Below are 13,489 nucleotides of genomic sequence, written 5' to 3'. Positions count from 1 at the left end.
AATCAAAATCTGATCGAATCCGCACTCACCCCTAAAGGGTATCTTAGGAAGGTAACCATCAATCCGGAGTGGGAGTACTACAAAGCCAAGCAACGAGAGCTCTTGTCAGATCCAGAATACAGCTTAATATACAGCCTTCGAAAAACGGATGTGGAACCCGCATTCGGACATTTGAAGGCGAATTTAGGGTTCAACCGATTCCATGTAAGAGGAATTGATAAGGTTCATAATGAGATTGGACTGGCGTTAATGGCCACGAACATGAGAAAATTGGCTCTGATCTTTAGAACAAATCAAAAGACCCAGCATTTTTATTCTTGTCGAATAAAAATCTGGGTTTTTTTGAGGACTTACCTTACAGCCTCTATTAATTACCGTGAACCAGTCCTTTAGCTGATTGTAAAGCTGGTGCATAGTCTGGCTCATCGGCAACTTCTTGGACAATTTGTTTGTAGTGAATCTTACCGTCCTTACCAACCACAAATACTGCCCGGGAATCTTTCAATTCACCATCAAGATTAATTTCTAATCCATAAGCTAAACCGAAGTCACCCTGATAATCAGAATAGGTTGCCACATTTAGATCATTGTCAGCATTCCAATCATTGAATTCTTCAACTGTATTACGCCCTACTGTGATATATTGAAAAGCTTGGTCTTTAGCTTCTTCAGCAAATCGACGGGTCTGTAATTCACAAGTTCTGGTTTGGACATCAGGGACCACACTAATAATAGTAATTTCACCATCCAAGATATCTGCTAACATGACTTCCTCGCCCGCATGGTTCAATAATCTAGCGTTAGGTGCTTTTTCACCTTTATCCGGTTGAGAACCGCTTAATTTAACTTCTTTTCCTAAAAAAGTAACACTTGATACTGACATAACTATCCATCCTTTCATATCTTAACTCTATAATTAGTATACCAAGTTAACGAAAGGGACCCAAACAATTCGCCTCACACTCCTAGAGGAGATCGTCGAAGCTATCTTGTTCAAGATAGGATTCATTAATCCACTCAATACTTGTTTCTCGGACCGCTTCATCAACCAATTCATCTATCGCCAAGGCCTGTTCATATCTAACAATGGCCTCTAAAGTGGGTCTTGTTGATGGAGAAGTCGGGGCAAAGACAGTACAACAATCCTCAAACGGCTCATTGGAAAGATCGTAAGTGCCAATTTTCTCAGCTAGCTCAATGATTTCTGTCTTATCTGTTGCAATGAGTGGGCGTAAAATCGGAGTTGATGTCACTTCATTAATCACTGCCATTGAATCTAAGGTCTGGGAGGCGACTTGTCCTAAGGATTCCCCATTAACAATCGCTTGAGCTTTAGATTTTTCAAGCAATTGATCCATGACCCTTAACATTATCCGTCGCATGACTGTCATTGAATGGCTATCCGGTATGTGTTCCTTGATCGCCTCCTGAATACGAGCAAAAGGAACATTGTAAAACTTCATTTCCAAGCCATAGTGCGTTAGCTGCGCGGCTAATTTTTTAGCTTTCTCTAAGGCTTGGGGGCTAGTATAGGGTGGGCTCGAGAAGTGAACAGCATCCAAGGCCATGCCTCTTTTGATCATGAGATAGCCTGCTATAGGTGAATCAAAGCCACCTGATAACATTAGTAAACCTCGACCACTCGTCCCATAGGGCAAGCCACCTAAGCCTGGATAAGACGTCAGGTCCAAGTATGCGTAATCACCCTGGTGAATATTGACAGTTAGCTTATGATCTGGCTGTTTCATCTGAACTTTTAACTGTGGATAGGCTAAGGCCACTGCACTTCCTACTTCTCTTTGTAAGTCATAAGTATCATAAGGGAAGTCTTTATCGGACCGTTTGGCTACAATTTTGAAACTTTCACCTTCAGCTAATTCCAGACTAGAAAAAAGTCGCACGGCTTCTTTCTTTATTGAGTCAAGATCTTTACTAACTTGATAACTAGGAGAAAAACGTGAAATACCAGGGATATCTTTTAAGATTTCAATGATCGTTTGATAGTCGGTATGCTCCCAGGTTATATATAGAAAGTCATACTGGGGGGAAACCTTAATTTTTTCACCTAGATGATTGGTCTTCTCTCTAATTTGCTGGGCCATTTTCTCTTGAAACATCTTCCGGTTTCGTCCTTTAGTTGATAGCTCACCATAATGAACAACGATTCTTTTCATATTTTTTCCTTTCTGTATTATCTTCTAAAAGCTAGTGATATTTCAGGAATTTTATTAATTAAATAGTCTACTTCCTCTTGACTTGTTTGACTGGATAAGCTAATGCGGATAGCAGAATTAGCTAATTCCTGATCGACATGCATTTGTCTGAGCGTGGCATGTTCTTGATGAGACCGGCTGCTACAAGCGCTAGTCGTTGATACGTAAATTCCTTGTTCTTCCATAGCATGCAGAAGCACTTCTCCAGGAATCCCTCTAAAAGCTGTACAGATAATGTGCGGACTCGCAACATTCTCCGCAAAAACTTGCCAGTTATTTTTTCTTAAAGATTGAATAATTGCTGATCTAAACTGACTCAGTCGTTCCCTAACAACCACTTGATGGTCTGAAGCAATGCGCAAAGCCTTACTAGTTGCTACAATTGACGCTAAATTTTCTGTTCCCGAGCGCTGGTTACGCTCTTGTCCGCCTCCCATTAGGAGAGGCTCGCTTGCTACTTTTTGACGAATTGCCAAGATACCTGTCCCACGCCCTGCATGAAACTTATGGCCAGACAAAGTGAGTAGGTCAATTCGTGGATTTTTTATTGCTTGTAATTGGCAGGTAACGGCTTGTACGCCATCCACATGCCAGGTAACTTGAGGATCAGTCTGCAAGATTTCTTGGATAGCAGCTAAAGGTTGTTGACTGCCAACCTCATTATTAACTGCCATGGTTGAAAGTAAGAGGCACTGGTCGTCTAATTCTTCTTTCAACAAGTCAAGATCGATAACTCCTTCATTATCTACTCCTAGGCGACGGACCTCAAGCCCCATCTCTTCTACTCGTTCAAGTTGTCTAAGGATGGAGGGGTGTTCAATGGCTGAAACTAAAATTTTATTTCGTTTGGGATGTCTTTTGGACATGGCAGGAACAATCGCTTGCAGAACCCAATTATTGGCCTCGGTTCCTGAAGAAGTAAAGTAGATCTCTTCTTCTTTATAGGTTAAGATATTAGCTATTTGCTTGCGAGCAGCTTCTAACAATTGATGCGCCTCACTGCCAAGCTGATGAGCGCTAGAAGGATTAGCAAAATAATTTTGACTCACCTGCATATAAGTCTCAAGAACTCCTGGGTCTACCTGAGTGGTCGCACTATTGTCAAAGTAATATAACATGATGGTCCCCCTTTTAATACTTGACTATTATACATTAATAGCTCGCTTAATAAAAGATAGTCAGGCAAAACTAAAAAAGCCACACTCAACATTAGAGTGGGCTTTAAAAATTAATAATTGCGGTGCTGTTTTTCCTGATGGTACATCCGTCTAACTTGTGTAGGTCCTTCACTGTCCACACGACGTAATGCCTTCTCAATAATATTCAATGCTTCAGTATATCGGTACTCATCATAGAATAAAAACTCAGCTTCATTAATCGCTTGATCAATCTCCGGATAATCAAACCGGAAACGATTACTATGCTGGATCATATATTCGGTTAAGGCTGCACTATCAACAATTTCTTCTGTAATGGCTTCTAACTGATCTAAATTATCATTTAAGTCCGAGCCAAGTTGTTCAATTTGGTCCATATCAATTTGGACACGGTTCAATTGCTGAGATAAATACTCAATTTGATCAGTTACCTTATAGAATTTAGCATAATAGGACTCAGATAATCCAGGAAGATGTTGTTTTTCAATTTGTCTTTTAAGATTTCTTAAATCAAGCTCCGCTAAATCCAAACTAGACTTGGCTTCTTTTTCTCGTTGATTCAATTGAGCCAGTTGTTTCACGAGTTCTTGCTGTTCATCATCAATTTCTTCTAAGTGTTGCTCCAACTTCTTCAATTGATTAGCCGTTTTAGTATAGACCACTTCATTGTCTTCCACTTGCTGGGAGATCTCATTGAATCTTTCCGTATCCTTTTGGATTTGATCCGTCAATTGTGAAATACGGTCTAATTCGTTGTTTCTTAGAATATAAGATTGACTAATACGGTCAACTTCAATTCGTGCATAGCGGTTATTATCACCGACAATTTTTAAGTTGCTCTCCAAACGGGATAGTTGATTTTTTACGGTAGCCTGAGCATCTACTTCAGCCTCCATAAAGTCATATAGACTTGAAATCTCACGGTCTGCCTTGTCCATTAATGTCTGAGCTTCTTGTAAATCGGCGTTTTTGATTTTATTTTTTGCTTCATTGAGCTGTTCACGTATCTTCTCTACATCTTCTTGAACATGATCATCCTCAAAATTGAAATGATACGCCAACATTTGCTTGTGACCGGATTCCAAATCATCCAAGGAGTCTTCATAATCATTTTTGATTGTTTCATACATGGCCGGAATCTTTTGAAGAATCTCTTGTAAAGTAGTTAAATCATTATTGATTTTATCTAGCATTACATCGGCTTCAATGTAATCCCCTTGACTGGTTAATTCATTATAGCGGGTAAAATCCAGCTCTAAATATTGCAAGTTCTTCTCCAACATTTCAATAGCTGGTCCATATTCAAAGCTATGATTGGTAATACTAGATCTTGCTTCATTATAAGCATCCATATACTCTTCATGACGGCTTTGATTTATCTCCGGTAATCCCAGAAGCTCCTCAACTTCTTGATCAAGCTCACTTACTTCTTCTTCGGTTGCTTGTATTAATTCCCGCGCCTCATCAAGAATGGATTTTGCCTTCATCAGGTTCATCGACTCTGACAATTGTTCAGCGCCCACTAAGGCCGCTTCAATCTCAGCAAATTGAAAATTAGTGATCGTTTGCCAAGTCGCCACAAAACTCTCATATTTTCGTTTGGTCTGGCCCGAGAGTTCCATATTTTTGAGCGTGAATAAATGATCGGCAATCGGAACTTCCATCATCTCATTCTTGCGATCATTCAACTCTTCAATCTCTTTGTTCCGCTGAGTCTTAAAATAATAGGCGAGACCCAGACCAAGAACAATGAGGATGACGATGATGAACAATATATCCGTAAACTTCATTTTTTCGCTCCTCTACTCATAATTTGATCTTATATTTGTTTATATAAACTGTCACCCAAGATTATATCATTAACATGGCGGTTTTTAAAGAGCTTTGCTGAAAAACAAATAAAGTCTTTAATTCGAGATTTTATAGAGATAAAAAATTAAGAACCCCCAAGGGAGTTCTTAATGGATTTTATTGTAATTAAACTAACTTGTTGTAGTATTCAACGACAAGGGCTTCGTCGATTTCTGCATTCAATTCACTACGCTCTGGAAGACGAGTCATTTGACCTTCTTTATTGTTTTCATCGTAACTAATGAAATCTAGACGTCCAACCATATTTTCAAGGTTTTCCTTGATGATAGCTAGATCCTCAGAGCGCTCACGTAAACCGATCACTTGGCCTGGGTTTACTAGGTAAGATGGGATATCCACTCTCTTACCATCCACTGTAATATGACCATGGTTAACTAGTTGACGCGCTTGACGACGTGTTGAAGCAAAACCTAAACGATAAACTAAGTTATCCAAGCGTGTTTCTAGTAAGATCATAAAGTTGTCACCGTGACGACCTTCCATCTTACCAGCTTTAAGGAATAGGTTAGAGAATTGACGTTCATTTAATCCATACATGAAACGTAGCTTTTGCTTTTCTTGCAATTGCATACCGTATTCAGTTAGGCTACGACGTCCTTGACCGTGTTGGCCTGGTGCGTATGGGCGACGATTTAATTCCTTACCTGTTTCTGTTAAAGAAATACCTAAACGACGGGATAATTTCCATGATGGTCCTGTATATCTTGACATTATTCATTCCTCCATAAATATAAAATTGGAGTAAAATAATTCTAAAAAACCGAATGCGTGCAGTCCGCTAACTTTCGCCTCTAGCAGCCGCGGTTACTCGCTTTCCCGAAGGATTTGGACTGTTGACGCGCTTTCTTTTTTTATGCTGCATTATTTTACACAAGACTCATTGTAACAAAGCAGACATTTATTGACAAGCTTTTTAAGGTAAAAAGTTCTAAATAAATGATGAGGATTCAATCACTCGAGCTTGACTCCCCATACTATCCACTAGGGCCCGGTCGTGAGTAATAATCAGAACCATTTTACCATTTTTGGCTAATTGTTGAATAATTTCGGCTACTTTAGAAACTGTCTTTTCATCAAGAGCTGAGGTCGGCTCATCAAAGCAGATCAAGTCCGGCTCCAACATCAAGGCCCGAGCTATAGCCACACGTTGCTTTTGACCACCTGAGAGCTGATCAGGCATTGCCTGCCCTTTACCATAGACACCCATTTCTTCTAGAAGAGCCTTAGCCTTAGCTTTCAATTCGTTGGCAGGGGCAAATTGATTGGCCAAGGGCGCTAATAATAAGTTTTCCTCAACACTTAGGTTAGGAAATAATTGGTAGTCTTGAAAGACCAAACCAATTTTAAATTGATAGTCTTGAATCTCGTGGCGCGACCGATAGTTTCCATCTTCAACTAAATAAGTATCATTGATTGAAATCGACCCACTATCGACCGTTTCTAAGTGATTAATCATTCGGAGTAAAGTCGTCTTTCCACTTCCTGATTCGCCTAAAACGATGACCACTTCTCCAGGTGCCATGGAAAAGCTATAGTTATCAATCACTGTTTGGTTGCCAAATTTTTTGCTGATATTAGTAACTTTAAGTCCCATTATTCACCCTCCTGGAAATACAATTTCTTTTCAATCGCTTTTAGCACTAAAGTAACTACACCGGTGAAAATTAAATAGATGATTCCGACATATATATAAGGCAATAAGGATGCATACTGATTAGCCAAGGTACGCCCAGCCTTGAGTAGCTCATCCAATCCTAAAATATAAACCAAAGAAGTGTCCTTGACTAAACTAATGACCTCATTACCTACAGAAGGCATCACAATTCGCCATAACTGAGGAAGAATAACCTTTCTAAGACCTGTCCATCGATCAATAGATAGTACCTTTAGAGCTTCATATTGGCCCAGTGGAATCGTATTGAGACCACCTCTAAAGATTTCCAGCAAGTAGGCAGCGTAGTTAATGATCATTGTAAATAAGGCGGACTCGATCCGACCCGGTGTTAGACCGACTAGTGGCAGGCCAAAGTAAATAATCATTAATTGCAAGAGTAAAGGCGATCCTCTAAATATATAAACGTAAACTTGAATTAAAGCTTTAAACCAGCCAGGTCCATTTTGTTCTAATAAGGCTAGGATAAGCCCCAAGGGAATGCTTATCACTAGGACAACAAAGAAGAAGAAAAGTGTTGTTTTGAGTCCTTTAAGGAGTGGTGACCAATAGTCAATAGATTCTTGAGCGGGCTCATTGGAGCCAATTTCTGCAAACCAACGATTATAAATTTCATCGTATTTAGGCGATTCCATTACTTCCACTAAAGCCTGATCAAATTTATCGACAAAAGCTTGGTCGCTTTTTCTAAAGCCGACTGCAGTATCAGAATGACCGAAATCTTCCTCAAGTAACCGGTATTGATCCCCTTGACCATTTTGGGTGAAGTAATAGCGTGTCACTGTCTCAGCAATCACGATAGCATCTGCTCGTCCTGTCTCTAGTTCGCTAAGAACTTCATTGAATGAAGCGAGCGTGACTAGTTCTCCTAGACTATTGATAAATTCAGGCTCTTTCATCATCTCTTCCAATTGTGAGGAACCCTCTTGAGTAGCAACTGTTTTTCCTTTTAAATCCGCCTTAGTTTGAATCGGGCTATCTTTTTTAACAAGGATCCCGATCCGTCCTTGCAAGTAGGGTTTACTGAATGCCACTAACTTTTCTCTTTCTGGTGTTACTGAATAACCGTTCCAAATCATATCAATATTTTTATTATCTAGTTCAGCCTCTTTCATCCCCCAGTCAATGGGTTGAAATTTGTAATCAAGGTCCATCTTCTTGAATACTTCTGCTGCTAATTCAACATCAAATCCCTTATATTCGCCGTCTTCAAGATAACCATAAGGTGCGAAGGTTGAGTCTAAACCAATAATTAAAGGTTCATCCACCTCCTGCGCCTTAGAGACTACTGGCAAAAATATCATAAATAAAGCTAATACCATTAAGCCAAACTTCCTCATCATGATCCATTCCCTTCTAAAAATAAAAAAATCCCTTAACCCTCTTGGGTTAAAGGACGTATCAACGTGGTTCCACCTTTATTTATAGCTACTTCACAGTAACTAACTCAGCAAGTTCAACTTTTGAACTCAAAAGATAACGGATTTACCGATTAACATATATTCAATAGGTTGTGTCTTCATAACTTGCTAGGCTCTACTTTCCAGCTTCCATAGATTCTCTTTCATAGCATTGAGTTATCTCTTGGTCCTATTTTAATTTAATGAATATTGTTATTAAGAGAATGATAATAAATTAAAATTGAATTGTCAAGTTTTTTAATCTATTTTTAATTTAAATATCATTGATAGTCCGCTCAACAATCTGAGCAGCTAAATCTCCAGCAAATTCAATAAAGCGATCAAAACTCAGAGCTGCTTCTCCATTGGCATTATCAGAAATCGCACGAATGATGAGAAAAGGCAAATCGACCACATAAGCGGCTTGAGCAATAGCTGCTGATTCCATGTCAGACGCTCGGATATTATAGAAATGATTAGCAAGCTCTTCAACTTGGTCAGATGAAGCGATAAACTGATCACCTGATCCGATCAGACCAATCACAGGTTCAATATCTAGACTGCGACAGGCTTCCTTGGCCGTATTCACTAATCTAGGGTCCGAGTGATATTTTTCTGGCATACCGGCCATTTGACCTAGTTGGTAGTCAAAGGCTGTTACATCTACATCGTGGTGAATAAGTGAATCTGCAATAACCACATCGCCAACCTTGAGACCGGGATCAATCGCCCCGGCTGATCCCGTATTAATAACGGCATCCACTTGATAGATTGCCTTCAAGACCACTACAGTAACTGTCGCATTCACCTTGCCAATACCAGATTGGACAAGAACGATCGAATGACCGCCCAATTCGCCACTAATATATTCACTGCCATAATGATCTTTACTTACTTTATTTATTAAATGGTTAGAAATCCGTCTAACTTCTTCCCCCATCGCTCCAATAATTCCAATTTTCATTTATAATCTCCTCTACACTAAAAAAGCAATCAACAAAACAATTAACAATAGAATTCCTACAATAATAATCCCATTATTTAAAAAACGGTCCATCCCCGCATGATAGCGACTCCGACGCTTTAACGGTTGGCTGTACTGACTTTCCTGATCATCCTGAATTTCTCGCAAATAATCCTTGTTAAAATCGATATCTTGGTCAAATTCCTCCATATCCATCGAATCATCAAAAGATTCCTCATGATTATCCATAGATTTCCTAAAATAATTTCTCATTTAATCGCTCCTAATCAAGATTTAGCCAATAATTTAGCGCATAAGCTGTCTTTAAGTCAATGATCTCACCTTTTTGCATGAGCTCGATAACTTCTGCTTTGGTAAAGTAATGCAGGCTAATTTCTTCATCATCATCAGCATCTAGCGGGTTCTCAACTAATTCAAGATTTTGAGCATGATAGATGTAAATAGCTTCATTTAAGTAACCCGGTGAAACATAAAACTTGCCTAAAAAATCCCAAGTTAAGGCCTGATAATTTGTTTCTTCCTCTAACTCTCTCTTGGCTCCATTTAAAGGAAGCTCATAGGAATGGTCTTTAAAATCTAAAATACCTGCTGGAATTTCAAAAATTACCTGGTCAATCGCGGCTCTTGGTTGACTTATTAGAAGCACTTGATCTTCATTGTTAGTAACTAATATAGCTGCTGCGGGATTATGGTGAATCAGCTCGCGCTCAACTCTTTGGCCGTTATCTAATTCAATTTGATTATGATAGAGTTGCAAAATATTTCCGTCAAAAACCAACTGAGTCTTTAGTAGATTATCAGCCTGCAAAAAATCAATTAACTCCCGATTAGTTTTCATCAAGCTCACCCTTTCTCACAACAAATATAGCTTTTTCTAGCTATGATTGCAAGTAGCGTTAAATTCAGACTCTAGTCCGATTATTTCCCTTGTATTCTTGTTATAATAATATTAAGAGAGGAGTTTTATTATGAATCTGTTGGTCTATTCTATCTTTTTATTTATCCAATTACTTGCTTTTATCATTTGGCATGCCCAGGATCACAACCCCTATTTAAGACTGGTCAAGCTCAATTTATTCTTAACCATTGCACTGATGCTCCTCAATGCTAGAGCTGATTCGGTCGTCACACTTTTGGTTCTACCTATTTCTATCAATTTCATCATTTATTATTTTTATGCCAATTATCTGAAAAAACACTACCCGCAAATTGCTTTAAAGGCTTGGACACTTTTTTATCAAGTATTTTTATCTATTTTATCACCTACCATTAGCAATGACCTAGCTTCCCAAGGGAAAGATCTATTTGATATTCTCCTGGTGATTCTGATTAGTGGCCTAATGACATTATTACCATTAGCTGTCTACCATTTTTATGTTAGATTTATCGACTCGAATAAGCGCAGTCCTTCAAATATTAATAAGAAGAAAAACAAAAAAATGTTTGAACACTATCAAAAACAAGGACTCTCTCAAGACGAAATCATTCTATTTCGCCAAGAAATGGCTCAGGCTAAAGACACCATTTCCACTATTGAAGCCAGTTTCGCTCAGACTGCTAAAATCAAAATGATTATTAATAAGTATCAGGTCATTGAGGTTTGTCAAAATTATTTTCAACAAATTGTTCAAAAACCCAAAAAGATTACTCAAGCTAATCATTTCCTCTATGATTATTTACCATCTATTGCTGATCTCATTAGTAAGTATAATGAGATCAGCCTCCATGTAGCCAAAGACAAGCAGACTTATCAAATTTTAGAGCGGACAGCCTTAACAATTGAAGAACTTAGTAAGAAAATTTGCGATGATTATATTCAATTCCATCAAGACCTATATGATGATACACAATCTGAAATAGATTTCATCAATCAGCAATTGCATAAAGATTAGAAAGGAATGCAAGTATGGTAAAAGATAATCAATTTGTTGACTCCTTAATTAATGATCCCTTTTCCTTAACAGAAGATAAATCTTCTAGCCAGCAAGTAACCTCGTCTGCTCCCGAAAGCCTTTATGATAAATTACCTGAGCATCGGCAGAGCCAAGCACGCGAATTAGCCTCGAAAATAAAAAATGATCAAGTAAATTCGATTATTAGTTATGGTGCTAACACACAAAAGAAGCTTAATGAGTTTTCCCATCAAGTACTTGAAGCCGTGCAAGTTAAAGATTCGGGAGAAATTGGTCAATTACTTAAAAGTTTAATGCTTCAAATTGAAGAACATTCCCCGGTTAGCCAAGCGGAACAGAATTTTTTTCAAAAACTTTTAAATCGTGGAAAACAGACACTGATTGAAAAGCAGGTCAACTTCCAGAAACTTTCTGGACAATTAGACCGACTAGCCTTTCAATTACAACAAGAACAAAAACAACTCTTAGCCGATAACCAGGTTCTTGAAGGCCTCTATAGTCAAAATAAAGATTACTTTGAGGCCTTAAATGTTTATATAGCTGCAGCGGAGCTCAAACTAAAAGAATTATCAGATCATGATATACCTAACATACTTCAACAAGTTGAAGCTCAAACTCAACAGGATTCCATGATAGCTCAAGAGGTTCAAGACCTCCAAGACTTTCATAATCGTTTAGAAAAACGAACCCACGATCTTAAGATTAATCGGCAAATGACCATTCAACAGGCCGCCCAGATACGTCTCATTCAAAATACCAACCAAGTTCTTGCTGAAAAGATTCAATCCTCCATTCATACGGCCCTCCCCTTATGGGAGAATCAAGTGATTATTAGCCTCTCTCTCATGAAGCAGGAAGAAGCTTTAGAATCACAACAAATGGTAAGTGATACAACCAATAAATTGTTAAAGCAAAACTCACAACTCCTCAAACAAAATACTTTAAAAGTCGCACAAGAAAGTGAACGTGGGGTAGTTGATTTGGAGACCTTAAAAGAAACCCAGTCCGACCTTATTTCTACTTTAGAAGATGTCTTAGTTATTCAAGAGACAGGACGCAAAAATAGGTTAGCTGCCCAACATGAACTTCAATTATTAGAAGACCAGCTTCAAGACAAATTACTGCAAGTGTCCAAGTCTTATCAGGAGCATACGGATATATAAAAAATAACCATCCCCACATTAAGAGCTATCTAAAGCTCGGATGTGGGGATGATTACTTAAACAAGCTTAAAAATACCAGTAACGGTCTTGCATTAAATGCAACATCTCATCTTTTTCTTCAAAATCATCAAAATCTTCCGGATGTTTAATAAAATATTCGGGGAAAAATTTGAGTACTTCGGTATATAGCTGATTCACTAATTCCTTAATATTCGTCAACTTGGCCATCTCGACTGCCTGAGCAATCGTGGGCTCATCACTTTCAACAATTCCTTGACGAACCTTTAGATGTAATAAATGAGTAACCGATAAGTCTTTTAAATCTAGTTGGTCCATATTATCAAAAATCAAGCGGGCAGCTTGAACATCATGATATTTAATAAAAAATAAAGAAGCATTTAAAAGAAAAACAACGTAATCCTTTTGGTAATTTGGCTCCTGACAATACACTAAAAAACGGTCGATAATCTTTGGTAGCAATTGCTTAAATTCCGTTACAGGCAAAAAATAATAGGAAAAATTAATCAGCCTTAAATCAGATAAATAAAACTCTTTCAAGCCAGATAAATACTCCCAAATATAACGCGCGATTTCTTTTAGACCTTGCTCATATTCGGCATATTCAAGTTCCTGATTTGTATATTTTAAATATAATTTCAGATACTTATTTAAGGTCACAAGAGCAACATCATGAGAATTTTGAATGGCGTATTGATTACTTAAGCGATATAAGTCATTTAATGATTGGTAATCTTTGCCATTCCAAATACTAGCCAACTGATTAAATAATAATCTTCGCTTTGATATTTGATAGTCATTAGAGATAAAAATAATTTCTTCTGGACTCGATTGTAGTGCTCTAGAATATTTAAACAAGTTTTCAACGGTAAAAATTTGCTGACCATTCTCCTGTTTAGAAATCATCGACGCAGAATAATTGAGTCCAGGCAAATCAACTTGTTTAATTTTTTTATGCACCCGAATTTGTTTAACGGATGCTCCTAACTTTTTATTAATATTCTCCATTTTACACCTACCTACTACATTTAGTTCCCACCTTATCTCATAATGTTATCACAATGAGCTTTAAATGAAAAGTTTTTCATAATTTTCA

Annotated in this window: 14 protein-coding genes; 3 read left to right on the top strand and 11 right to left on the bottom strand. The window is 38.0% G+C overall.

Going from position 1 to position 13,489, the window contains the following annotated elements; genetic code table 11:
• Nucleotides 1-393, top strand: a 393-nt coding sequence (locus tag T408_RS0105315) for a transposase (RefSeq protein ID WP_028119031.1), incomplete at its 5' end; no start/stop codon positions are given.
• Here the strand turns inward: T408_RS0105315 and T408_RS0105310 are convergent.
• The 10 genes from T408_RS0105310 to T408_RS0105260 all read right to left on the bottom strand — a co-directional run bounded on the left by T408_RS0105310 (nt 368) and on the right by T408_RS0105260 (nt 10,137).
• The gene (locus T408_RS0105310) at nt 368-883 is read right to left on the bottom strand and encodes a redoxin family protein (RefSeq protein WP_051444808.1); all 516 of its coding nucleotides are present in this window, start codon (nt 881-883) and stop codon (nt 368-370) included. The two genes, T408_RS0105315 and T408_RS0105310, sit on opposite strands and share 26 nt — an antisense overlap.
• A gap of 82 nt (nt 884-965) precedes the next feature.
• Nucleotides 966-2,174 (bottom strand): tRNA uracil 4-sulfurtransferase ThiI, encoded by a 1,209-nt coding sequence (gene thiI / locus T408_RS0105305; RefSeq protein ID WP_028119029.1) that lies wholly within the window; start codon nt 2,172-2,174, stop codon nt 966-968.
• A gap of 17 nt (nt 2,175-2,191) precedes the next feature.
• The gene (locus T408_RS0105300) at nt 2,192-3,331 is read right to left on the bottom strand and encodes a cysteine desulfurase family protein (protein WP_035420187.1); all 1,140 of its coding nucleotides are present in this window, start codon (nt 3,329-3,331) and stop codon (nt 2,192-2,194) included.
• A 110-nt stretch (nt 3,332-3,441) separates the two neighbouring features.
• Nucleotides 3,442-5,160, bottom strand: a complete 1,719-nt coding sequence (locus T408_RS0105295) for a septation ring formation regulator EzrA (protein ID WP_028119027.1) — start codon at nt 5,158-5,160, stop codon at nt 3,442-3,444.
• A 187-nt stretch (nt 5,161-5,347) separates the two neighbouring features.
• A complete protein-coding gene (gene rpsD, locus T408_RS0105290; RefSeq protein ID WP_028119026.1) occupies nt 5,348-5,953 on the bottom strand; it encodes a 30S ribosomal protein S4 in 606 nt (201 codons plus the stop codon).
• Between the two features lie 217 nt (nt 5,954-6,170).
• Nucleotides 6,171-6,836 (bottom strand): amino acid ABC transporter ATP-binding protein, encoded by a 666-nt coding sequence (locus T408_RS0105285; RefSeq protein ID WP_028119025.1) that lies wholly within the window; start codon nt 6,834-6,836, stop codon nt 6,171-6,173.
• Nucleotides 6,836-8,257 carry an ABC transporter permease subunit gene (locus tag T408_RS12200; protein ID WP_084543933.1) on the bottom strand — a complete coding sequence of 474 codons (1,422 nt, stop codon included), beginning with the start codon at nt 8,255-8,257 and terminating at the stop codon, nt 6,836-6,838. The genes T408_RS0105285 and T408_RS12200 overlap by 1 nt, the downstream gene beginning before the upstream one ends.
• A gap of 331 nt (nt 8,258-8,588) precedes the next feature.
• Nucleotides 8,589-9,278, bottom strand: coding sequence for a 5'-methylthioadenosine/adenosylhomocysteine nucleosidase (locus T408_RS0105270; protein WP_028119024.1), 690 nt, complete (start codon nt 9,276-9,278; stop codon nt 8,589-8,591).
• A 12-nt stretch (nt 9,279-9,290) separates the two neighbouring features.
• Nucleotides 9,291-9,551, bottom strand: coding sequence for a hypothetical protein (locus T408_RS0105265; protein ID WP_028119023.1), 261 nt, complete (start codon nt 9,549-9,551; stop codon nt 9,291-9,293).
• Nucleotides 9,552-9,561: 10 nt separating this feature from the next.
• Nucleotides 9,562-10,137 carry an NUDIX hydrolase gene (locus tag T408_RS0105260; RefSeq protein ID WP_028119022.1) on the bottom strand — a complete coding sequence of 192 codons (576 nt, stop codon included), beginning with the start codon at nt 10,135-10,137 and terminating at the stop codon, nt 9,562-9,564.
• A 130-nt stretch (nt 10,138-10,267) separates the two neighbouring features.
• On the opposite strand from T408_RS0105260, the gene T408_RS11735 reads away from it, so the two are divergent.
• Both T408_RS11735 and T408_RS0105250 read left to right on the top strand, forming a co-directional pair.
• On the top strand, nt 10,268-11,191 hold the full coding sequence (locus tag T408_RS11735; protein WP_051444807.1) for a 5-bromo-4-chloroindolyl phosphate hydrolysis family protein: 924 nt from the start codon (nt 10,268-10,270) through the stop codon (nt 11,189-11,191).
• Nucleotides 11,192-11,205: 14 nt separating this feature from the next.
• Nucleotides 11,206-12,375 (top strand): toxic anion resistance protein, encoded by a 1,170-nt coding sequence (locus tag T408_RS0105250; protein WP_028119021.1) that lies wholly within the window; start codon nt 11,206-11,208, stop codon nt 12,373-12,375.
• Nucleotides 12,376-12,441: 66 nt separating this feature from the next.
• Here T408_RS0105250 and T408_RS0105245 read toward each other — a convergent pair whose 3' ends face one another.
• Nucleotides 12,442-13,401, bottom strand: coding sequence for a helix-turn-helix domain-containing protein (locus T408_RS0105245; protein ID WP_028119020.1), 960 nt, complete (start codon nt 13,399-13,401; stop codon nt 12,442-12,444).
• Between the last annotated feature and the right edge of the window lie 88 nt (nt 13,402-13,489).

It is taken from the genome of Hutsoniella sourekii ATCC 700629 (assembly GCF_000518205.1).
GTDB classification, from domain to species: domain Bacteria; phylum Bacillota; class Bacilli; order Lactobacillales; family Aerococcaceae; genus Hutsoniella; species Hutsoniella sourekii.
The sequence above is the reverse complement of the archived record's forward strand: the minus strand, read 5'-3'. Positions and strand labels throughout refer to the sequence as shown.

Coding starts and splice junctions, on each gene's coding strand:
- T408_RS0105310 (WP_051444808.1), bottom strand. CDS start 883: ATGTCAGTATCAAGTGTTACTTTTTTAGGAAAAGAAGTTAAATTAAGC.
- thiI (WP_028119029.1), bottom strand. CDS start 2,174: ATGAAAAGAATCGTTGTTCATTATGGTGAGCTATCAACTAAAGGACGA.
- T408_RS0105300 (WP_035420187.1), bottom strand. CDS start 3,331: ATGTTATATTACTTTGACAATAGTGCGACCACTCAGGTAGACCCAGGA.
- T408_RS0105295 (WP_028119027.1), bottom strand. CDS start 5,160: ATGAAGTTTACGGATATATTGTTCATCATCGTCATCCTCATTGTTCTT.
- rpsD (WP_028119026.1), bottom strand. CDS start 5,953: ATGTCAAGATATACAGGACCATCATGGAAATTATCCCGTCGTTTAGGT.
- T408_RS0105285 (WP_028119025.1), bottom strand. CDS start 6,836: ATGGGACTTAAAGTTACTAATATCAGCAAAAAATTTGGCAACCAAACA.
- T408_RS12200 (WP_084543933.1), bottom strand. CDS start 8,257: ATGATGAGGAAGTTTGGCTTAATGGTATTAGCTTTATTTATGATATTT.
- T408_RS0105270 (WP_028119024.1), bottom strand. CDS start 9,278: ATGAAAATTGGAATTATTGGAGCGATGGGGGAAGAAGTTAGACGGATT.
- T408_RS0105265 (WP_028119023.1), bottom strand. CDS start 9,551: ATGAGAAATTATTTTAGGAAATCTATGGATAATCATGAGGAATCTTTT.
- T408_RS0105260 (WP_028119022.1), bottom strand. CDS start 10,137: ATGAAAACTAATCGGGAGTTAATTGATTTTTTGCAGGCTGATAATCTA.
- T408_RS11735 (WP_051444807.1), top strand. CDS start 10,268: ATGAATCTGTTGGTCTATTCTATCTTTTTATTTATCCAATTACTTGCT.
- T408_RS0105250 (WP_028119021.1), top strand. CDS start 11,206: ATGGTAAAAGATAATCAATTTGTTGACTCCTTAATTAATGATCCCTTT.
- T408_RS0105245 (WP_028119020.1), bottom strand. CDS start 13,401: ATGGAGAATATTAATAAAAAGTTAGGAGCATCCGTTAAACAAATTCGG.